An 18,553-nucleotide genomic window follows, 5' to 3' on the forward strand; every position below is an offset into this window, starting at 1 on the left:
GAAGTCTCCTGGCGTGGGTGTTTGTTCTTGGAAACGGAAGCAGTCAGCGCATCAACATGCCGCCGTTGACGTCGATCGTGGCGCCCGTCACAAAGCCGGCGCCAGGCGACACGAGGTAGGACACCGCGGCCGCGATCTCCTCGGGCGTGCCGATGCGGCCCAGCGGCACGGCCGCGGTGCCGAGGTACTTCTGGCCGCGCTGCGCCTCGGGCACGGTCTGGTGCAGCATCGGCGTGTCGATCGGTCCCGGCGCCACGGTGTTGACGGTGATGCCCAGCGCGGCGGCCTCGCGCGCCACCACCTTCGACAGCGCGAGCACCGCGCCCTTCGAGGCGCTGTAGGCCGCGCCGCTCTGCATGCCGCCCATCTGCCCCGCGAGCGAGGCCACGGTGACGATGCGGCCGTGCTCGATGGCCTGGTCGCCGCAGCGGCGCAGCATCTCGCGCACGCAGAGGAAGGTGCCGAGCGCATTCACGCGCAGCACGGTGTCCCATTCATGCAGCGTGATGTCGACCGTGGGCAGCCGCCCCGGCGCGGGCTGCGCGCTGAGGATGCCAGCGAAGCAGGCCAGCACGCCGACGCTGCCGAGCTTCTCCTGCACCGTGTCGAAGGCGGCGCGCACGCTGTCCTCGTCGGCCACGTTGCAGCCCAGGCCGATGTGGCCCTTGCCTGGCAGGGCAGCGGCGGCGCGCTCGGCGGCCTCCACATGCAGGTCGGCCACGGCGACGGTCAGGCCATCCTCGGCCAGCCGCCGCGCGCTGGCCAGCCCCAGCCCGCCAGCGGCGCCGGTGATGAGTGCGATGCGCATGAAAAGACTCCTGGAATTCAGCGGTCCGGATGGGCCTCGGCCCAGCACTGCACCAGCGGTTCGCTGATGTAGGCGCTCGTGGTCTGGCCCCCGTCGACGGCCAGCACCTGGCCCGTGACGTAGCCCGCGTCGTCGCTGCACAGGAAGGCGGCCGCGCCGGCCACCTCCTCGGGCAGGCCGGGCCGGCCCATCGGCGTGGTGCCGACGATGGTGGCCTGGAAGCGCGCGGTGTTCAGCCGCGAAGCGGTCTGCGGCGTCGCGATGATGCCGGGCGCGATCGCGTTGACGCGGATGCCCTGGTCGGCATAGTCGGCCGCGAGGTTGCGCGTGAGGCCGATCACGCCGGCCTTGGCCATCGAGTACACGGCCTGCCGCCGGTAGCCCACCAACCCGAGCGTGGACGCGATGTTGAGCACCACGCCGCGCGCCGCGATCAGCGCCGGGAAGGCCGCGCGCGTGACCATGAAGGTGGCCTTCTGGTTGATGTCGGCGAACCTGCGGTAGTCGTCGTCGGTGGTCTCGTGGAACGGCGGGCAGTTGCCCAGCCCCGCGTTGTTGACCAGCACGTGCAGGTCGCCGAAGCGCTCCAGGCATTCGTCGACGATGGCCTGCGGCGCGCCGTCGGCCGTGACGTCGGCGGCGACGACCTGCAGCTGCTCGTCGCGCGGCAGTTGCGCGAGCCCCTCGGCGTTGATGTCGACCGCGAGCACGCGCGCGCCCTCGGCATGCAGCCGCAGCGCGATGGCGCGGCCGATGCCCGAGGCCGCGGCGGTCACGATGGCGGCCCGACCCTCGAAGCGCTTCATGCGACTTCCCACACGTCGTACACGGGCCCGTCGCTTTCGCGCGTGCCGGTGCCGACCGCGATGCGGTCGTTGAGCCATTCGAGGCCGGGTGCCGCGGTCTCGAACTGCACCGCGACGCGGAAGTAGTCCTCGCCGCGCGCGATCGGCTCGCGATTCACGATCTTGCGCATGACCTCGGGCGTGGGCCCGTTGCGGCGTCCGCTGTAGGTCATGTAGACCAGCCCGCCGCCCTCGACCTCGAGCACCAGCCGCACGTCGAGGTGCAGGCCGCCGTCGGGCCGCTCCAGCACCACGTCGGCACCGCCGGGCAGCACCCGGCCGCGCAGCCGCTCGCCTTCGAAGCGGCCGCCGCTCACGCACATCACGCGCCGCGTGTAGCCGTGCGGCACGGCGCCCACGAGCTGGGCCGGTGCCGTGACCTCGGCCTTGATCGTGAAGAGCGGTCGCAGTTCGATCGGTGTCATGCCGCCGCGCCGTTCACTCGCCGGCCTTCTCGCCGTGGCCGCCGCCGTAGCGCTTGCGCACGTCCTGGATCAGTTCCAGCAGCGCCTCCGGCACGTCGCGGCCCTCGGCCTTGGCCTTGCGCTTGCAGTCCTCCCACAGCTTGAGGTCGGCATAGCCCTTGTCGGTGTGGCGGTTCCATTCCTTGTCCAGCGGCGTGGTGATCTCCAGGCGCACGCCGGCCGGGTCGTGGAAATAGATCGACAGGATCAGGCCCTTGTGGTCGGTCGGCCCGATCACCTCCACGCCCTGCGAGGTCAGCCACTCGTACCACTTCGTCACCTCGGCGCGGTCCTTCGCCTGCAGCGCGATGTGGTTGAAGATGTCGTAGGCCGGATGGCTGGACTTCGAGGGCGCGGGCACGCCCGGCGCCTCGAAGAAGGCCAGCGTGGAGCCGTCGCCCATGCGGAAGAAGATGTGGAAGTAGGGAATCGCGTCGCCGGTCGAGGGCACGCTGTCGTCGAGCACCGTGCTCGCGAGCTCCATGCCCATGATGCGGGTGTAGAAGTCGGTGGTGGCCGCCGCGTCGGGCGTGACCCAGGCCGCATGGTTCAGCATCATCGGCGTGAGGCCGGGGTTCGGGGTCAGCGGGGCCTTGGGCTTGGTGCTGTTGTCGGTTGCGGTGGCTTGCATGAAGCGTTTCTCCGTGTTGATGTCGGCTCTTGGAACTTGTGTTCTTACAGTTGAGGGTCGGCGATGCGAACGGCGATGCCGTCGAGCGCCTCGCTCATGACGATCTGGCACGACAGCCGGCTGCCCGCTTCGCGCGGTGCGGCCGTGTAGTCGAGCATCTGGTTCTCGGTGTCGACCGCGGGCGGCAGCCTGTCGATGAAGGCCTCGTCGACGATCACGTGGCAGGTGGCGCAGCTCATGACGCCGCCGCAGTCGCCGACGATGCCTTGCAGGTCGTGGCTGGTGGCCGCCAGCATCAGGCTCTGGCCTTCGGCGACCTCGAGCTCGGTGCGCTGGCCGTCGGGATGGATGTAGATGGCACGGGGCATGGAAGGACTTTCTCTCAGGCGCTCGTTCGCGTCAGTCCCCTCGACGGGGACGTGGGGCCTCGCCGCCGCGCAGGCGCCGCAGCACGCTGCGCACCAGCCCCACGAAGCCCTGCGGCATCAGGAACATGCACAGGATCAGGAAGCCCGCGAAGATCGCCGAGGGCGCCGACTTCGAGATCTGGTCGGCGACGTTCGGTATGAACTGGATGAAGGCCGCGCCGACCAGCGCGCCCGAGATGGTGCCGAGCCCGCCCACCACCACGCCCACGAGGAAGAACACCGACACGAACATGCCGAAGCTGTCGGGCGCCACGAAGGCGGTGGCGATGGCGCCGAGCGAGCCGGCCACGCCGGTGTAGAGCGCGCTGATGCCGAAGGTCATGGCCTTCACGTGCGGCACGTTGACGCCCATCGCGGCCGCGGCGGTCGGCTGCTCGCGGATCGCGATGGTGGCGCGGCCCAGCCGGCCGCGCAGCATGTTCCAGGCGCAGACGAACATCAGCGCCGCGATCGCCAGCACCACCAGGTAGAGCCACTGGTCGGCCGACAGCTGCAGGCCGAAGGGCGCCTCGGGCTTCATCAGCACGATGCCCTGCACGCCACCGGTCCATGGCTCGAGCGCCTTGTGCTTGAGCAGTTGCGGCGTGGCCAGCGCGAGCGCGAAGGTGGCGAGCGCGAGGTAGTGGCCCTTGAGCCGCAACGCCGGCCAGCCGAACAGGAAGCCGAAGCCGAAGCACACCGCGGCCGACACCGGCAGGGTGGCCCACCAGGCGAAGCCGCCGTGCTCCATCAGCACCGCGGTGACGTAGGCACCGAGCGCGTACAGCGCGCCATGGCCCAGCGAGAGCTGGCCGTTGTAGCCCACCAGCATGTTGAGGCCGAGCACGCCGATGGCGGTGATCAGCGTCATGGTGACGAGGAAGAGGCGGTAGTCCGACAGCGCGAAGGGCAGCGCGAGCGCCGCGATAGCGAGCAGCGCGAAGGCGGCGATGCGCCAGGGCGAACGCGCGGGCGCGGCATCGGCGGCCAGGGCCGGTGCTTGCTCGGGAATGAAGGGCAGTGCCGACATCTTCAGACCCTCGCCACCAGCTTGCGGCCGAACAGGCCCGAGGGCCGCACCAGCAGCACGGCCACGATCAGCACCAGGGCCAGCGTGAGCTCGAGCTCGGTGCCCACGAGGTAGGTGCCCGCGAGGTTCTCGACCACGCCCACGATCAGCCCGCCGGCCACCGCGCCCCAGGGGTTGTCGATGCCGCCGAGCAGCGCCGCCGCGAAGGCGTAGATCAGCACGCCGCCCATCATGTTGGGCTCGAGGAAGACCACGGGCGCCACCATCAGCCCGGCCACCGCGCCGATCAGCGCCGACAGGCCCCAGCCCAGCGAGAGCATCAGCGACACCGGGATGCCCGCGAGGCGCGAGGACACCGGGTTCTCGGCCGAGGCGCGCATTGCGAGCCCGACCTTGGTGAAGCGCAGGAAGGCATAGAGCAGCGCCATCACCAGCAGCACCACCGCGACCGTGCCGAGCTCGTGGCCCGAGATCAGCGTGCTGCCGCCGGGCAGCTTGTCGGGGAACGGACTCGGGAAGGGTTCGAGCTGGTGGCCGAAGATCCAGCCGGCCAGCGAGTTGATGCCGACGAACAAGCCGATGAAGACCACGATCACCGAGAGCTCGGGCACGTCGCCCAGCGGCCGCAGCACCAGCCGCTCGATGGCGAAGCCGGCCACGAAGCCGAAGGCCAGCGTGGCGAGCGCGGCGGCCCAGTACGGCAGGCCCCACTTCAGCAGCAGGAAGGCGATGAAGGTGGAGAACATCGCCATCTCGCCCTGCGCGAAATTGATGTGGTGGGTGGACTGGTAGATCATCACCAGCGCCAGGCCGAGGCAGGCGTAGATGCCGCCCATGGCGATGCCGGAGGCGATCTGTTGCAGCAGGCTGTACATGGGGTGGGGTCCTGGTCAGAAGCCGAGATAGGAGCGGCGGATCTGCGCGTCGTCGCGCAGCTGTTTCGCGGTGCCCGAGATGACGGTGCGGCCGGTCTCGAGCAGCCAGGCGTGGTCGGCGATCTCGAGCGCGCGCGCGACGTTCTGCTCGACCAGCAGGATGCCCACGCCCTCCTCGCGATTGACCACGCGCATGATCTCGAAGATCTCGCGGATCACCAGCGGCGCGAGGCCGAACGAGGGCTCGTCCATCAGCAGCAGGCGCGGGCGCTGCATCAGCGCGCGGCTGATCGCCAGCATCTGCTGCTCGCCGCCCGAGAGCGTGCCGGCCTGCTGCCCGCGCCGCTCGCGCAGCCGCGGGAAGTAGCCGAACATGCGTTCCATGTCCTGCTCGACCTCGGCCTTGCCGCGGCGCAGGTAGGCGCCCACGCGCAGGTTCTCCTCGACCGTCATGTTGACCAGCGTGCCGCGCCCGTCGGGCACGTGCGCGATGCCCAGCGCGGCGGTCTTCTCGGTGCTGTGGCCATCGATGCGCTGGCCCGCGAGGCGGATCTCGCCGGTGCGCCGCACCAGGCCGCTCAACGCGCGCAGCGTCGTGGTCTTGCCCGCGCCGTTGGCGCCGAGGATGGTGGTGATGCCGCCCTCGGCGACCTCGAAGTCGATGCCCTCGAGCACGCGCGTGGGGCCGTAGAAGGCCTCGAGGTTCTTCACCTCCAGCAGCGCGGCCATCAGGCGGTCTCCGTGCCGAGGTAGGCGCGCACCACTTCCGGGTCGGCCTGCACCTGCGCGGGCGGTCCGTCGGCGATCTTGCGGCCGAAGTTCATCGCCACCACCTGGTCGGACACGCGCATCACCAGGTTCAGGTGATGCTCGACCAGCAGCACGGTCACGTGGAAGCGCTCGCGCACGTCGAGGATCAGCTGGCGCAGCCCGTCGACCTCCTCGTGGTTGAGGCCGGCCGCGGGTTCGTCGAGCAGCAGCAGCTTGGGATCGGCCACCAGCGCGCGCGCCATCTCCACGCGCTTGCGGGTGCCGAACGAGAGGTTCTTCACCGGCGTCTCGGCCAGCGCCGAGAGGTCGAGCAAGGCCAGCAGCCGCTCGGTGCGCTCGCGCACCTCGGCCTCCTCGCGCCGCACCGAGGGCAGGCGGAAGGCATTGGCGAGGTAGCCGGTGCCGGTGCGGCAATGGCGGCCCACCATCACGTTCTCGCGCACCGTCATCGCGGGGAACAGCGCCACGTTCTGGAAGGTGCGGCCGATGCCCGCCGCCGCGATCGCATGCTGCGGCTGCGCGAGCAGGTCGACGCCGTCGAACACGATCGCTCCCGCGGCCGGCGTGTAGATGCGGCTCAGGCAGTTGAACAGCGTGGTCTTGCCGGCCCCGTTGGGACCGATCAGCCCGCAGATCTGGCCGCGGCGCACCTCGAAGGAGATGCCGTCGAGCGCCACGATGCCGCCGAAGCGCACGCCGAGGTCGCTGACGCGCAGCAGCACGTCGGCGGCGGCGTTGGTGGAGGCAAGGGGGGTTGTCATGGCGGGCAGTATTCGCCGCGCATCGCGGGCCCGTCAGTCCCCTGCCCGTGGTACAGGCCGCGCTGTCCCTTGCCACGGGGACAGACGCCGCGCGACGCGGCTGCCACATTCGCCGCACTCCCCTCTTCCCACTCCTCATTCACTCATCCCCTCGTGGAGGCACAGCCATGGACTACGGACTGCAGGACCGCGTGATCCTCGTCACCGGCGGCGGCAGCGGCATCGGTCGCGCGATCGGCATCGAGGCCGCGCGCGGCGGCGCGCGCATCGCCGTCGTCGACGCGGTGGCCGAGCGCGCCACGAGCGTGGCGGCCGAGCTGCGCGAACTCGGCGCGCAGGCCGTCGCGCAGACGCTCGACGTGCGCGATGCCGGCGCCTGCGAAGCCGCGGTGGCGCGCATCGAGGAACAGCTCGGCGCCATCGAAGGCATGGTGGCCTGCGCCGGCATCTCGCCGCCGGCGCCCGCCCACGCCATGCCCGACGAGCTCTGGACCCGCTGCCTCGACGTCAACCTCACGGGCATGTTCCGCTCGCTGCAGCCCGTGGGCCGGCGCATGCTCGAGCGCCGGCGCGGTGCGATCGTCACCGTGGCCTCGATCGACGGCCTCGGCGGCCATGCGGGCCGCGCGCACTACAGCGCCTCGAAGCACGGCGTGATCGGCCTGACGCGCGCGCTCGCCATCGAGTGGGGCCGCTTCGGCGTGCGCGTGAACGCGCTCGCGCCGGGCGTGGTCGACACGCCGCTCGTGCAGGCCAACATCCCGCCCGACCACCTGCGGTACGCAATGGTCGACCGCAACCCGCTGGGCCGCCTGTGCCGTGCCGAGGAGCAGGCCGGCCCCGCGCTGTTCCTGCTGTCCGATGCCGCGAGCTACGTCACCGGCTCGGTGATGACGGTGGACGGCGGCAGCGCCGCGGGCTTCTTCACGCGCTGGAACGGCGCCGACCTCGGCTCGCGCGCGCTGCTCGAGGCGGGCGCCTACGGCGCGCCCGACTGAAACGAACTCTTTGCACCACTCCCTGAAGGACGACCACCCATGAAGAACCTCTTCGACCTGCGCGGCGAGCGCATCCTGATCACCGGCGCCGGCGGCGCCATCGGCGGCGCGACCGCGCGCGTGTGCGCCGCGCTCGGTGCCGAGCTGTTCATCGCCGACCTGAAGGCGCCGACCGAACTGGCCGACGAACTGAAGGCGCGCGCCGCCGCGCTCGACAACACGAAGCGCGACGACGTCAATGCACTGCTGCAGGACATCGGCGAGATCGACGCGCTGATCGACACCAGCGGCTACTACGTCAAGGGCGACTGGCTCGATGGCGGCGACGAATGGGAACAGCTGTTCGAGCGCACCATGGCCGTGAACGTGAAGGGCCCGGTCAACCTGCTGCGCGCCGCGCTGCCTTCGATGATGAAGCGCGGCAGCGGCCGCATCGTGCTGACCAGCTCGATGGCCGCGCGCAACGCGGGCTCGACGCTGGCGGTGGAGCCGGCCTACGCGGCCTCGAAGGGCGGGCTGTCGGCGCTGGTGCGCTACTTCGCGCGCCAGGCCGCGGCCTCGGGCGTGGTGGTCAACGGCGTGGCGCCGGGGCCGATCTTCACGCCGCTGCTGGTGTCGGCGAACCAGCCCTTCACCGTCGACCAGTACCCGATGAAGCGCCTGGGCCAACCCGAAGAGATCGGCTGGCCCGCCGCCTTCCTGGCCTCGCGCGGCGCCAGCTTCACCACCGGCGCGGTGCTCGACGTCAACGGCGGCATGTGCTTCTCCTGAGCCGCGCATGACGACGCAGCCTGCGGCGCCGACCGCGCTCGACGGCCTGTGGGCGCCGGTGCGCATCGGCCCCGTGCAGGCGCTCAACCGCATCTACCTGCCCGCGCACCAGGTCAGCCTGCCGCCGCCGGCCTATGGCGCCTACCTGGCCGAACGCGCGCGCGGCGGCGTCGGCCTGATCGTCACGCACGGTTTCCATGTGCATCCGGCCAGCGCGCGCGCCGGCGTGTCGCCATGGGAGCCCGCCTGGGCCGATGCGGTGCGGGCCTTCGTCACACCGAGCAAGCGGCTCGGCGTGCCGGTGATCGTGCAGGTCACGCACATGGGCGCCAGCGGCACGCGCCGCACCGACGACATCGCGCACTGGGGTGCCGTGCTCGCGCCCTCGCAGCTGGCCTCGCCGGTGCACCGCGCCATGCCGCAACCGATGGAGGAGGACGACATCCGCGCGGTGATCGAAGGCTTCGCCGCTACCTGCGCCAACGTGCAGGCCGGCGGCGGCGACGGCGTGGAGATCCACGGCTCGCACGGCTACCTGCTGAGCAACTTCCTTTCGCCGTACTGGAACCGGCGCGATGACGAATGGGGCGGCGACACCGAGCGCCGCGCCCGGCTCGCGCTCGAGATCGGCCGCGCGGTGCGCGCGCGCTGCGGCAGCGATTTCGCGATCGGCATCAAGCTGAGCCTCGATGAGTACCTCGGCGAGGCCGGCACCACTTCCGAGGAAACGCTGCGCGTGGTCGCGCTGCTCGAAGCCGAGCGCCTGTTCGACTACGTGTGCCTCTCGCACACCGACTACCACCAGAACCACCGGCTGGTGCCGCCGCAGTCGAGCGGCGAGACCGCGCCGCTGGCCGCCAACGCCGCGCGCGTGCGCGAGGCGCTGCAAGGGCGCATCCCGCTGCTGATCCAGGGCTCGGTGCGCGACATCGCCACCGCCGCACGGATCGTCGCGCACGGGCAGTCCGACATGGTCGGCCTGGTGCGCGCCCAGATCGCCGACCCCGAGATCGTGCGCAAGGCCAGGGAAGGCCGCGCCGACCAGACCCGGCGCTGCGTCGGCGCCAACCAGGGCTGCTGGCGACGGCTCGGGCAGAACGTGAGCTGCACCGTGAACCCCGAGGCGGGCCGCGAGCTGCAGTTCGGTGCGGCGCTGCCGCGTCCCGCCGCCACGCCGCGCACGCTGCTCGTGATCGGTGGCGGCCCGGGCGGCCTCAAGTTCGCGGACAGCGCGGCCGCGCGCGGCCATCGCGTCACCCTGTGGGAACGCACGGATCGGCTCGGCGGTCAGATCCGCCGCGCCGGCCTGCTGCCCGACTACGGTTCGTGGAACTTCCTGGTTGACGACCTCGAGGCCTCGCTGCGCCGGCGCGGCGTGGAGATCGTGCTGCGCCGCGAGGCCACAGCCGACGCGGTGGCCGCCTTCGGCGCCGACGAAGTCGTGGTGGCCACCGGCGCGCGCTGGCAGCGCGGCGGCCGCTCGATGTTCCGCACCGACCGCGACGCGATCCCGGGCGCGGAACTGCCGCACGTGACGGACGCGCTCTCCGCGCTCGACGACCTGCCCGCCTGCGGGCGCCACGTGCTGATCGTCGACGACAACGGCGACTACCTGCCGCTGGGCCTGGCCCGCCTGCTGAGCGCCGCCGGCCGCGAGGTCACGGTGGTCGGCGCCGACGCGCTGCTCGGCCGCAAGCTCGAGCCCACGCTCGATTGGCCCTGGCTGATGCCGCGCGTGGCCGCGGCCGGCGTGGCGCTGCGCGCCTCGACCACCGTCGAGCGCATCGAGCCGGGCCGCGTCGTGTTGCGCGGCACCCTGGGCGGCGCGAGCGAGACGCTGGCGGCCGACACGGTCGTGCTGTCGATGCTGCGCGAGAGCGAGGACGGGCTGTACCAGCAGCTGAAGGCACGCGGGCTGGCGGTGCACCGCATCGGCGACTGCGTGGCGCCGCGGGAGGTGGACGATGCGGTGCTGGAGGGGTTCAGGGAGGCGCAGGCGATCGGTTGAGCCTCGTCAGCCATCGCGCACGAGCAAGCCTTCGGGTTGCTCACGATGCGAACTCGGGGTTTGCCGAGTCCACGCCTCGCCGGCCCCGCGATAGATTGGGCCGCATGACACCCCAACCTTTCAGGCTTCGAATCGCGGATGCCGCGATCGCCGACTTGCATGCGCGACTGGACATGACCCGCTGGCCGGACCAGCCCGCGGGCCTGCCCTGGGCACACGGGGCCGACCTGGCCTGGATGCAGCGGCTCGCCACGTATTGGCGCCATCGCTTCGACTGGCGCGCGCAGGAGCAGCGGCTCAACGCGTTTGCGCAATACACGACGCCGCTGCACGGAATCCAGCTGCACTACATCCACGAGGCGGGCCAGGGCCCGGCGCCCATGCCGCTGCTGCTTTCGCACGGCTGGCCCGGCTCGGTGTTCGAGTTCGCCGAGCTGATCCCGCGGCTGACCGACCCGGCGCGCTTCGGTGCCGATCCCGCCGATGCCTTCACGGTGGTGGCGCCCAGTCTGCCGGGCTATGGCCTGTCGTTCCGACCCGGCCAGCCGGGATTCTCCGTGGAGCAGATCGCCGATGCGTTCGCCGCGCTGATGACCGACGTGCTGGGTTACGGCGTTTCGCCACCCAGGGCGGCGACTGGGGTGCCTCCATCTCCGCGCGGCTCGGGCTGGTGCATCCACACAAGACCGTCGGCGTGCACCTGAACCTGTTGCCGATAGCGCGCGATCCGGCACGTTTCGGGTTCCAGCCCGGCAGCGCAGCGCTACCGCGAGGAACTGCAGCACTGGCTGCGCGAAGAGACCGGCTACAGCGCGATCCAGGGCACGCGACCCCACACGCTGGCCTTCGGCCTCAGCGATTCGCCGATCGGCCTGGCGGCATGGATCGCCGAGAAGATGCGCGCCTGGTCCGACTGCGACGGCGACATCGAATCGGTGTTCAGCTTGGACGAGATCCTGGCCAACGTCTCGCTGTACTGGTTCACCGGCGCCATCGGCTCCTCGTTCTGGCCGTACTACGCGCGCCAGCATGCCGCGCAGTGGCCGATTCCCGAGGGCGCCACGGTGGACGTGCCCATGGGCTATGCCGAGTTCCCCGCGGAGATCCTGCACCCGCCGCGCGAACTGGCCGAACGCACTTTCACCGACATCCGGCGCTGGAGCGCGATGCCGCGCGGCGGCCACTTCGCGGCCATGGAGCAGCCCGAGCTGCTGGCCGAGGAGATCCGGGCGTTCTACCGGCCGCTGCGCGGCATGGCCTGAATCCGTTTCACTGCGCGGGTTGCAACCCCAGCGCGCGCAGTTCGGTTTCCATCAGCTGGCGCAGCCGGTGCTGGCGCTCATAGCCGAAGCGCGCCGTCAACGTGGCGATGCTGAGCGCGCCCATGGCGTGCTCGCCCATGCGAAACGCGATGCCGAAGCCGGCCACGCCGACCTCGCCGAATGCATCGAAGGTCACCATGCAACCCTGCTCGCGCGCCGCCACGCCGGTCTGCAGCAGCTGCTCCACCGCCAAACCGTTCTCCGCATACTGCGTGGCATTGCGCGCGTGGATGGCGGCGATCTCCGCGGGGTCCATCAGGCCCAGCACCGCGCGCCCGCCGGTGCCGGTGCCGATCAGGCGGCGCTGGCCGATGTTGGTCGTCAGGATCTTGATGGGCGAGCTCCCCTCCTCGCGATGCGCGCAGTAGACCAGGTCGCCCTGGCGCATCATCAGGAACACCGTGTCGCCACCGATGCGCCCGATGCGCTTCATGGTCGGCACGAAGCGGCGCAGCAGCGGCGTGGGCTGAGGCAGCAGCGAACCCAGCAGCACCGCCTGGGGCCCCAGCCGGTACAGGTGCTCGGCATCGCGATCGACGAACTGCTCGTCGACCAGGCAGCAAAGCAGCCGATAGGCCGTGGCCCGGTCCAGCCCCGACTCGCGCACCAGCTGCGCCAGCTTGATGCCGTGGTCGTTGCACTTGGCCACGCGGCGCAGCAACTGCAGCGCGCGGCGCACGCTCTGCGTGCCGCGTGCGGGCCCTTCGCCATGTCCGTCGCCCGGGGCTTCCCGGAGTGCATCGCCATCGCGCTTGTCTTCGATCAACACATCCGCCCCCACACCCACCTCCTTGGCTGGCCAAATGGCGCTGCGCCGGTTCAACGCAGCGGCGAAAACCCGGTCGGCTTGAGCAGGCGATTCTCCATGCCGACGATCCACGGCAACACCTTGGCCGAAAACGCGACCCACTGCGGATCGTTCCACAGCGCGGTACGGCGCCGGTCCCGGTCCACCAGGTCCTCGAAGCCCCAGATATGCACCGCCGTGTTCAATTGCCCGGTCTCGGCCGTGAAGTAGGCCACCAGGTGGCCCAGGTGGCCGCGCACCAGCGGCAGTCCCTCGGCTTCGAAAAGCGTGAGGAACGGCCGAAAGTTCGCCGGCGCGAAACTGTAGTTGCGTTCTTCGTAGATCATGTGTCGCCTCCGTTCAATCCAGGGGGCCGTCGTAGGCGTCGCTCGCGGCGCCCCAGGCCATGTAGCCACCATCGACCGGCAAGGTCACGCCGGTGATGAACTCCGCGCGGTCCGAGGCCAGGAACAGCACCGCGTCGGCGATGTGCTGCGCCGTGCCCAGTCGCCCGGCCGGGGTGCGCCGGCGCACGCGCTGCGCGTCGAGCTTGCCCTCGTCGATCAGGCGCTGCGAGAAGGGCGTCAGCATGTAGCCCGGCGCCACCGCATTCACGCGCACGCCCTGCGATGCCCACTCGCAACCCAGCGTGCGGGTCATCATGCCGATGCCGGCCTTGGCCGCGCTGTAGGCATTGCGCCGCGCGAGGCCGAGCACGCCGGCGATCGAGTTGAGGTTGACGATCGCACCGCGGCCCTGCGCCAGCATGTGCGGCGCGACCGCCTTGCACATCATGTAGGTGCCGCACAGGTGAATGTCGACCAGCCGGCGGAAGGCGGCCACGTCCTGCTCCACGGTGGGCTGGAAGGTGTCGGGAATGCCTGCGCAGTTGACCAGCACGTCCAGCCGCCCCCAGCGCGCCACCGCGGCGTCGACCATGCGTCGCACGTCGCCTTCGTCCGCCACGTCGCCGGCCAGGCCCAGGTGATCCGAACCCAGGTGCGCGGCCTCGTCCAGTGCGGCATCCCGCCGCAGATCGGCCACTGCCACACGCGCCCCCGCGGCCGCGAAGCTTCGGGCCGAGGCCTGGCCCAGGCCGCTGGCCCCCCCGGTGATCAGGACCACCCGGCCTTGCAGCTCCGGATAGGTATGTGCCACCTCGCTCATTGCTCGAGCTTGATGTTGGCCGCGCGGATCACCTCGCCCCACAGCGCGCTTTGCGCCTTGACGAAGGCGGTGAACTCGGCGGGCGTGGTCGGCGATGGCTCGATGCCCAGGTCGGCCAGGCGCTTGCGGATGTCGTCGGAGGCGAGCGCCTTGTTGAGCTCGGCATTCAGTCGCGCCACGATGGGTTCGGGCGTGCCCGCGGGCGCCGCCAGGCCTTGCCACGAATACGACTCGAAGTCGGCCAGCCCGGCTTCGGCGAAGGTCGGCACCTCGGGCAGCGCCGCGCTGCGCCGGGCCATGGACAGCGCGATCGGCCGCAGCTTGCCGCTCTTGATGTAGGGCAGGCTGGCGGCCGTGTTGACCAGGTACATGTCGATCTGCCCGCCCAGCAGATCCTGCAGCGCCGGTGCGTCGCCCTTGTAGGGCACGTGCAGCAGCGCGATGCCCGCCTTGCGCTGGAACAGCTCCATGCCCAGGTGGTTGGGCCCGCCCGCTCCCGGCGTGGCGTACTTCAACCCGCCCGGCTCGCTGCGCGCCAGCGCGATCAGCTCGGCCAGCGTGTTGGCCTTCAGTGTGGGCCGCACCACCATCACGAAAGGGAATCGCGTGGTGCCCCCGATGTAGCTGAAGTCCTTCTCGGGCTGATAGGGCACCCGCTTGTACAGGTGCTGGGCCAGGGCCACCGTCGAGGTGTCGACCGTGCCGACGGTCAGGCCGTCGGGCTTGGCGCGGGCCAGCAGATCGCCCGCGATCATGGTGCCGCCTCCGGGCTTGTTGTCGATGACCAGGGTCTGGCCCAGCGCGCGCCCCATGGACTCGCCCAGCATGCGCGCCACCACGTCGGTGCCGCCACCGGCCGGATAGGGAACGATCCAGCGCGGCGGCTGGCTCGGATAGGGTTGAGCGAGCGCCCGGGTGGACAGCGCCGCGCCCGCGGCCAGCGTCAGCAGCGCGCGGCGACTCAGGTGCGCGGCTGCGTCGAAATCTTTCATGCTTGTCTCCTTCTTTCTGTCAATCGATCAGCGTGCCTGGGCCGCACGAACGCCGCCGAACGTACCCCACGAACCCGCGACCAGCCAGCCCGCGTCGGCCGGTGCGTTGATGCCCGTCAGCACGCCGGCTTCTTCGGACAGCAGGAACACCACGACCCGCGCGATGTCCTTCGGTGCGATCAGCCGGCCCAGCGCGCTGTGCGCCTTGAGCTTCTCGGGATCGCGCAGACCCAGGTCGATCTGGCTCTGCAGCGCGGCCGTGACGGTATAGCCCGGCGACACGGTGTTCACGCGCACGCCCGAGCGCCCCCCATTCGGCCGCAAGGCACTCGCCGAGCGAGATGACCGCCGCCTTCGCGGGCGAGTAGGCATGCAGTGGCATGGAGCGCATGCCCGCCACCGAGGCGATGTTGACGATCGCCCCGCGCCCGGCCCGCGCCATCGCGCTGCCGAACACCGCGCAACATGAGTAGGTGCCTTCGAAATCGATCGCGAGCACGCGCTGGAATTCCTCGTGCGGCAAGTCGGCCGGCGTGTGGGGCGATTGCACGATGCCGGCACAGTTGACCAGCAGGTCGACCTGCAGGCCCTGCGCCTGCAACCGTGCCTGCGCCGCCTGCACGGCCGCGTGGTCGGACACGTCGAGCACCAGGGCCTGGGCGCCAAGGCGCCGCGCCGCCTCGTGCGTGCGCGCCTCGTCGATATCGGCCAGCACCAGCGTGGCACCGCGCGCGACCAACAGCTCGCAGCAGGCCAGGCCGATGCCGCTGGCACCGCCGGTGACCAGGGCCAAGCGGCCCGCGAAATCCTGTTTTTCACTCATCTGTACGCGCACCTTCAACGACCGCTGAACACCGGCTTGCGCTTCGATGCGAAGGCCTCGACCGCTTCGTGGTGGTCCTGCGTCAGGTTGGTCAGGCATTCGTAGGCCGTTCCCGCGTCCATGTGGCCATGCGCCAGCTGGCGCAGCGGAATGGTGTAGCCGGCCTTGGTCCAGCGGATGGCCTTGGTGGCACCGTTCTTGAGCTTGCTCACCAGGGCCTCGACCTTGGCGTCCAGTTCGTCGGCCGTGCTCACGTTGCCGACCGCGCCCAGCTGCTTCGCCTCGGCCGCGCTCAAGAGGTCGCCGGTCAACAACAGTTCGCGCGCCTTGCCGAAGCCGATCATCTGCGGCCACAGGAAGCCTCCGCCATCGGCTGCGTTCAAGCCCACGCGCACGTGTGGATCGCCGATGCGGGCGTGGTCCGCCATCACCGTGATGTCGCACAGCAGCGCCAATGTGGCGCCCAGGCCCACCGCATCGCCGTTGATGCGGCCGATGATGGGAATCTCGCAGTCCAGCATCGAATAGACGATGCGCTTGGCCTCCCAGGTCACGATCTCGAAGCCCTCGGGCTCGCGCACCGCCTCCTTCATCCATTCGATGTCGCCGCCGGCGCAGAACGCCTTGCCGGCACCCGTCAGCACGATCACGCCGATGTCGCGGCGCTCGCCCAGGTCGATGAACACGCGCGACAGCGCGGTGTGGAGCTCGGCGTTGACCGAGTTCAGGGCGTTCGGACGGTTGATGGTGACGCGGGCGACGCGGTCGGCGATCTCGACCTGCAGGGCGGAATTGGACATGGGGAAGTCTCCTGTGGAAAAAGAGGTTGGAAAGAGGGAAGGAGGGTCAGGCCGCCAGCAATTGCCGGCGCACCTCGATGCGGTTCAGCTGCGCCTCGGCGGCACCGAAGCACTGGGCATTCACGTGCAGGCGGCGGTACCAGTGCGTGAGCCGGTATTCCTCGGTCACGGCGATGCCGCCCGTGACCTGGATCAACGCGCCCACGCCACGCAGCACGCGCCGGCCGACGAAGCTCTTCGCCACCGGCAGCGTGGGCCAGGGGCCGGCCGCCTCGGCATCGATCTCCTGCGCGAGGCGTTCGGTCAGCGCCAGCGCCTGCTGGAGGTCGCAGAAGATCTCGGCCATGCGGTGCTGCAGTGCCTGGTTGGCCGACAGCGGCTTGCCGAACTGCATGCGCTGCTTGAGATAGTCGAGCGTGAGTTCGAACGCGGCCTCGAACACGCCGGTGGCATCGGCCACCAGCGCGGCCGCGGCCCGGTCGATGGCCTGCCCGGCCTGGCCGGGCCAATGGCGCGCACTGACCCGATCGAGTTGCAGCCGTGCCGTGGCGCGTCCGTCCACCCAGCGTGCCGGCTCGTGCGAAACACCGGCCGCTGCCAGCTCCAGCAGTGCCAGGCCGCCGGAGGCCAGCGGCAGCAGCGCGTGGGTGGCGTGCTCGACGCCCAGCAGCGCGCCGGTGCGGCCGCTCAGTTGCTCCGCATTCCAGCGCGGCCCTTCGGCACCGGGCTGCAGGTCGGCCATGGCCAGGCGCAGCGTTCCAGCGCTCAGCGGCGCCGCCAGTTCAGGAGCCAGTTGCACAAGCAGCGGGGCCAGCAGCAGATGCAGGTCCAGCGCTTCGGGTCGCGCGTCGCGGCCAGCCAGGCGCAACAGCTCGAAGCAGGCGCCGGCCGGAGCGCCGAAGCCGTCGGCCTCCTCGGGCAGTGGCAGCGCGAGCCAGCCGAGGTCTGCCAGCGCGTCCCAGGAGCCCACCGGCGCAGAGTGGCCCTGGCGGAACCGGGCCACCCGCTCGGACAGCGGTGCATGCTCGGCGAACCAGCGCCTGGCGCCGTCCAGCAGCAGATCGAGTTCTTCGCGTTCCATGGTGCGGCTCCCTCACATGTCCAGGATGGACTTGGCGATGATGGTTTTCTGGATTTCGTTCGCACCCGCGTAGATGGTCACCACGCGGCGGAAGAAATGGCGCTCGGCCCAGCCCCGGCCCGCGGGATGCAGCAGTCCGCTGCCGTAGTCGGCGCCCAGCACCAGGCCGGCGTCGCCCAGCAGCGCCATCGCGGTCTCGCTCACGCGCTGCTGCAGCTCGGAGCCGCGGATCTTCAGCGTCGAGGCCGCGGGCCCCGGCTCCTTGCCGCGCATCTGTTCGGCGATGACGGAAAGCGCCGCCGACTCCAGCGCGACGAAGTCCGCCGTCAGCACGGCCAGCTTGCGCCGCACGCCGGCTTGCTCGATGAGGGGCCTGCCATCGGCGCCGCGGCACTCGCGCGCCAGCCGGTCGAGCTCGACGATGTCGCGCTTGGTGCGCGGCGCCTGGGCGTTGTTCACGCGCTCGCGCGCGAGCAGGTCCTTGGCATAGCCCCAGCCCTTGTTCGGGGCACCGATCATCGCGTCGGCCGGCACGCGCACGTTGTCGAAGAACACGGCGTTCACGCTGTGGCCCTCGTCCATCGTCAGGATCGGCTGCAGCGTGATGCCGGGATCGCGCATGTCGAGGATGAACACCGACAGGCCGGCCTGTGGCTTGGCCTCGGGCTCGGTGCGCGCCAGGCAGAACATCAGGTCGGCGTGATGGCCGCTGGACAGCCAGGTCTTCTGCCCATCGATGACCCAGTGCGTGCCATCGAAACGCGCGCGTGTCTTGAGGGAAGCCAGGTCCGACCCGGCATTGGGTTCGGAAAAGCCCTGGCACCAGAACTCCTCGCCGGCAAGGATCCTGGGCAGGTAGCGCGCCTTCTGCGCGTCGCTGCCCTCGGCGATCAGCATCGGGCCAGCCAGGAACAGGCCATGCACGTCGCCCAGCGGCGCATCCGCGAACGCGCTCTCCTCCTCGAAGATGTAGCGTTGCAGTGCCGTCCAGCCGGTACCGCCCAGGGCTTGCGGCCAGTGCGGCGCGCCCCAGCCGCGTCGATGCAGGATGGCTTGCCAGCGCGCCATGTCCTCGCGCGCCATGTGCAGGCCGCCGCGGGTCTCGTGGCGCAGTTCCTCGCTCAGGTGGGTTTGCAGGAAGTCGCGCACTTCCTCGCGGAAGCGGCGCAGCTCGGAGGTGTTGAACAGGCTCATGGATTGTTAAGAGCAAGT

The 18,553-nt window shown here is 70.6% G+C and carries 23 protein-coding genes and 1 pseudogene; 5 read left to right on the plus strand and 19 right to left on the minus strand.

The genetic code is table 11. The annotated features are described in order from the left end of the window. Positions 1-43 precede the first annotated feature (43 nt). The 9 genes from ACHMXE_RS02955 to ACHMXE_RS02995 are packed head-to-tail and all read right to left on the minus strand — an operon-like array spanning position 44 to position 6,592. On the minus strand, positions 44-808 hold the full coding sequence (locus ACHMXE_RS02955) for an SDR family NAD(P)-dependent oxidoreductase (RefSeq protein ID WP_395346745.1): 765 nt from the start codon (positions 806-808) through the stop codon (positions 44-46). Between the two features lie 17 nt (positions 809-825). Continuing rightward, positions 826-1,614: an SDR family NAD(P)-dependent oxidoreductase gene (locus ACHMXE_RS02960; RefSeq protein ID WP_395346747.1), complete on the minus strand. Its 789-nt coding sequence runs from the start codon at positions 1,612-1,614 to the stop codon at positions 826-828. After that, entirely contained in the window at positions 1,611-2,078 is a 468-nt protein-coding gene (locus ACHMXE_RS02965; protein ID WP_395346748.1) for a DUF3237 domain-containing protein, read from the minus strand. The genes ACHMXE_RS02960 and ACHMXE_RS02965 overlap by 4 nt, the downstream gene beginning before the upstream one ends. A 13-nt stretch (positions 2,079-2,091) precedes the next feature. Beyond that, entirely contained in the window at positions 2,092-2,748 is a 657-nt protein-coding gene (locus ACHMXE_RS02970; protein WP_281081555.1) for a VOC family protein, read from the minus strand. Between the two features lie 44 nt (positions 2,749-2,792). Beyond that, the gene (locus tag ACHMXE_RS02975) at positions 2,793-3,116 is read right to left on the minus strand and encodes a 2Fe-2S iron-sulfur cluster-binding protein (protein ID WP_209539924.1); all 324 of its coding nucleotides are present in this window, start codon (positions 3,114-3,116) and stop codon (positions 2,793-2,795) included. 31 nt (positions 3,117-3,147) lie between these two features. Next, complete coding sequence (locus tag ACHMXE_RS02980; RefSeq protein WP_395346749.1) at positions 3,148-4,185, minus strand: branched-chain amino acid ABC transporter permease; 1,038 nt, start codon at positions 4,183-4,185, stop codon at positions 3,148-3,150. Between the two features lie 2 nt (positions 4,186-4,187). After that, positions 4,188-5,060, minus strand: coding sequence for a branched-chain amino acid ABC transporter permease (locus tag ACHMXE_RS02985; protein ID WP_395346750.1), 873 nt, complete (start codon positions 5,058-5,060; stop codon positions 4,188-4,190). 15 nt (positions 5,061-5,075) lie between these two features. After that, positions 5,076-5,789 carry an ABC transporter ATP-binding protein gene (locus tag ACHMXE_RS02990; protein ID WP_057597313.1) on the minus strand — a complete coding sequence of 238 codons (714 nt, stop codon included), beginning with the start codon at positions 5,787-5,789 and terminating at the stop codon, positions 5,076-5,078. After that, positions 5,789-6,592 (minus strand): ABC transporter ATP-binding protein, encoded by an 804-nt coding sequence (locus ACHMXE_RS02995; RefSeq protein ID WP_209539928.1) that lies wholly within the window; start codon positions 6,590-6,592, stop codon positions 5,789-5,791. The genes ACHMXE_RS02990 and ACHMXE_RS02995 overlap by 1 nt, the downstream gene beginning before the upstream one ends. 167 nt (positions 6,593-6,759) lie before the next feature. Here ACHMXE_RS02995 and ACHMXE_RS03000 point away from each other — a divergent pair, with 167 nt between their 5' ends. The 4 genes from ACHMXE_RS03000 to ACHMXE_RS03015 all read left to right on the plus strand — a co-directional run bounded on the left by ACHMXE_RS03000 (position 6,760) and on the right by ACHMXE_RS03015 (position 11,073). Then, complete coding sequence (locus ACHMXE_RS03000) at positions 6,760-7,590, plus strand: SDR family NAD(P)-dependent oxidoreductase (RefSeq protein WP_395346752.1); 831 nt, start codon at positions 6,760-6,762, stop codon at positions 7,588-7,590. A gap of 39 nt (positions 7,591-7,629) precedes the next feature. Continuing rightward, complete coding sequence (locus tag ACHMXE_RS03005; protein WP_209539930.1) at positions 7,630-8,361, plus strand: SDR family oxidoreductase; 732 nt, start codon at positions 7,630-7,632, stop codon at positions 8,359-8,361. Positions 8,362-8,368: 7 nt separating this feature from the next. Then, positions 8,369-10,369 carry an FAD-dependent oxidoreductase gene (locus ACHMXE_RS03010; protein ID WP_395346754.1) on the plus strand — a complete coding sequence of 667 codons (2,001 nt, stop codon included), beginning with the start codon at positions 8,369-8,371 and terminating at the stop codon, positions 10,367-10,369. 104 nt (positions 10,370-10,473) lie between these two features. Then, the gene (locus ACHMXE_RS03015; RefSeq protein WP_395346756.1) at positions 10,474-11,073 is read left to right on the plus strand and encodes an epoxide hydrolase family protein; all 600 of its coding nucleotides are present in this window, start codon (positions 10,474-10,476) and stop codon (positions 11,071-11,073) included. A 101-nt stretch (positions 11,074-11,174) separates the two neighbouring features. Here ACHMXE_RS03015 and ACHMXE_RS03020 read toward each other — a convergent pair whose 3' ends face one another. Next, on the minus strand, positions 11,175-11,297 hold the full coding sequence (locus tag ACHMXE_RS03020; protein WP_395346758.1) for a hypothetical protein: 123 nt from the start codon (positions 11,295-11,297) through the stop codon (positions 11,175-11,177). 7 nt (positions 11,298-11,304) lie between these two features. Here ACHMXE_RS03020 and ACHMXE_RS03025 point away from each other — a divergent pair, with 7 nt between their 5' ends. Beyond that, entirely contained in the window at positions 11,305-11,631 is a 327-nt protein-coding gene (locus tag ACHMXE_RS03025) for a hypothetical protein (RefSeq protein WP_395346759.1), read from the plus strand. A gap of 7 nt (positions 11,632-11,638) precedes the next feature. On the opposite strand, the gene ACHMXE_RS03030 is transcribed toward ACHMXE_RS03025, so the two are convergent. The 9 genes and pseudogenes from ACHMXE_RS03030 to ACHMXE_RS03070 form a co-directional block, all read right to left on the minus strand. Beyond that, the gene (locus tag ACHMXE_RS03030) at positions 11,639-12,457 is read right to left on the minus strand and encodes an IclR family transcriptional regulator (RefSeq protein ID WP_395346761.1); all 819 of its coding nucleotides are present in this window, start codon (positions 12,455-12,457) and stop codon (positions 11,639-11,641) included. 53 nt (positions 12,458-12,510) lie between these two features. After that, the gene (locus ACHMXE_RS03035) at positions 12,511-12,825 is read right to left on the minus strand and encodes an NIPSNAP family protein (RefSeq protein ID WP_203206832.1); all 315 of its coding nucleotides are present in this window, start codon (positions 12,823-12,825) and stop codon (positions 12,511-12,513) included. A 13-nt stretch (positions 12,826-12,838) separates the two neighbouring features. Next, a complete protein-coding gene (locus ACHMXE_RS03040) occupies positions 12,839-13,645 on the minus strand; it encodes an SDR family NAD(P)-dependent oxidoreductase (RefSeq protein ID WP_395346762.1) in 807 nt (268 codons plus the stop codon). Beyond that, positions 13,642-14,637 (minus strand): Bug family tripartite tricarboxylate transporter substrate binding protein, encoded by a 996-nt coding sequence (locus ACHMXE_RS03045; protein WP_395346764.1) that lies wholly within the window; start codon positions 14,635-14,637, stop codon positions 13,642-13,644. The genes ACHMXE_RS03040 and ACHMXE_RS03045 overlap by 4 nt, the downstream gene beginning before the upstream one ends. Positions 14,638-14,664: 27 nt before the next feature. Continuing rightward, the gene (locus ACHMXE_RS03050) at positions 14,665-14,934 is read right to left on the minus strand and encodes an SDR family oxidoreductase (protein WP_395346765.1); all 270 of its coding nucleotides are present in this window, start codon (positions 14,932-14,934) and stop codon (positions 14,665-14,667) included. Positions 14,935-15,001: 67 nt separating this feature from the next. Then, positions 15,002-15,559, minus strand: a pseudogene (locus ACHMXE_RS03055) (SDR family NAD(P)-dependent oxidoreductase); the annotation flags it as partial. Further along, entirely contained in the window at positions 15,475-16,260 is a 786-nt protein-coding gene (locus ACHMXE_RS03060) for an enoyl-CoA hydratase/isomerase family protein (RefSeq protein ID WP_057593530.1), read from the minus strand. The pseudogene ACHMXE_RS03055 and the gene ACHMXE_RS03060, both read right to left, overlap by 85 nt. A 46-nt stretch (positions 16,261-16,306) precedes the next feature. Beyond that, positions 16,307-17,341: an acyl-CoA dehydrogenase family protein gene (locus ACHMXE_RS03065; protein ID WP_395346766.1), complete on the minus strand. Its 1,035-nt coding sequence runs from the start codon at positions 17,339-17,341 to the stop codon at positions 16,307-16,309. 12 nt (positions 17,342-17,353) lie between these two features. After that, positions 17,354-18,535: an acyl-CoA dehydrogenase family protein gene (locus ACHMXE_RS03070; protein ID WP_395346767.1), complete on the minus strand. Its 1,182-nt coding sequence runs from the start codon at positions 18,533-18,535 to the stop codon at positions 17,354-17,356. Positions 18,536-18,553: the final 18 nt, after the last annotated feature.

The organism is Variovorax sp. UC122_21, from assembly GCF_044056785.1.
In the GTDB taxonomy this organism is placed as follows: Bacteria; Pseudomonadota; Gammaproteobacteria; order Burkholderiales; family Burkholderiaceae_C; genus Variovorax.

Excerpts from the sequence above, each read along its gene's own strand:
- ACHMXE_RS03015 (WP_395346756.1), top strand. The coding sequence starts at position 10,474 with ATGACACCCCAACCTTTCAGGCTTCGAATCGCGGATGCCGCGATCGCC.
- ACHMXE_RS03070 (WP_395346767.1), bottom strand. The coding sequence starts at position 18,535 with ATGAGCCTGTTCAACACCTCCGAGCTGCGCCGCTTCCGCGAGGAAGTG.
- ACHMXE_RS02955 (WP_395346745.1), bottom strand. The coding sequence starts at position 808 with ATGCGCATCGCACTCATCACCGGCGCCGCTGGCGGGCTGGGGCTGGCC.
- ACHMXE_RS03040 (WP_395346762.1), bottom strand. The coding sequence starts at position 13,645 with ATGAGCGAGGTGGCACATACCTATCCGGAGCTGCAAGGCCGGGTGGTC.
- ACHMXE_RS02995 (WP_209539928.1), bottom strand. The coding sequence starts at position 6,592 with ATGACAACCCCCCTTGCCTCCACCAACGCCGCCGCCGACGTGCTGCTG.
- ACHMXE_RS02975 (WP_209539924.1), bottom strand. The coding sequence starts at position 3,116 with ATGCCCCGTGCCATCTACATCCATCCCGACGGCCAGCGCACCGAGCTC.
- ACHMXE_RS02985 (WP_395346750.1), bottom strand. The coding sequence starts at position 5,060 with ATGTACAGCCTGCTGCAACAGATCGCCTCCGGCATCGCCATGGGCGGC.
- ACHMXE_RS03035 (WP_203206832.1), bottom strand. The coding sequence starts at position 12,825 with ATGATCTACGAAGAACGCAACTACAGTTTCGCGCCGGCGAACTTTCGG.
- ACHMXE_RS03045 (WP_395346764.1), bottom strand. The coding sequence starts at position 14,637 with ATGAAAGATTTCGACGCAGCCGCGCACCTGAGTCGCCGCGCGCTGCTG.
- ACHMXE_RS02990 (WP_057597313.1), bottom strand. The coding sequence starts at position 5,789 with ATGGCCGCGCTGCTGGAGGTGAAGAACCTCGAGGCCTTCTACGGCCCC.
- ACHMXE_RS03065 (WP_395346766.1), bottom strand. The coding sequence starts at position 17,341 with ATGGAACGCGAAGAACTCGATCTGCTGCTGGACGGCGCCAGGCGCTGG.
- ACHMXE_RS03060 (WP_057593530.1), bottom strand. The coding sequence starts at position 16,260 with ATGTCCAATTCCGCCCTGCAGGTCGAGATCGCCGACCGCGTCGCCCGC.
- ACHMXE_RS03005 (WP_209539930.1), top strand. The coding sequence starts at position 7,630 with ATGAAGAACCTCTTCGACCTGCGCGGCGAGCGCATCCTGATCACCGGC.
- ACHMXE_RS03020 (WP_395346758.1), bottom strand. The coding sequence starts at position 11,297 with ATGTCGCCGTCGCAGTCGGACCAGGCGCGCATCTTCTCGGCGATCCAT.
- ACHMXE_RS02960 (WP_395346747.1), bottom strand. The coding sequence starts at position 1,614 with ATGAAGCGCTTCGAGGGTCGGGCCGCCATCGTGACCGCCGCGGCCTCG.
- ACHMXE_RS02965 (WP_395346748.1), bottom strand. The coding sequence starts at position 2,078 with ATGACACCGATCGAACTGCGACCGCTCTTCACGATCAAGGCCGAGGTC.
- ACHMXE_RS03000 (WP_395346752.1), top strand. The coding sequence starts at position 6,760 with ATGGACTACGGACTGCAGGACCGCGTGATCCTCGTCACCGGCGGCGGC.
- ACHMXE_RS02970 (WP_281081555.1), bottom strand. The coding sequence starts at position 2,748 with ATGCAAGCCACCGCAACCGACAACAGCACCAAGCCCAAGGCCCCGCTG.
- ACHMXE_RS03010 (WP_395346754.1), top strand. The coding sequence starts at position 8,369 with ATGACGACGCAGCCTGCGGCGCCGACCGCGCTCGACGGCCTGTGGGCG.
- ACHMXE_RS02980 (WP_395346749.1), bottom strand. The coding sequence starts at position 4,185 with ATGTCGGCACTGCCCTTCATTCCCGAGCAAGCACCGGCCCTGGCCGCC.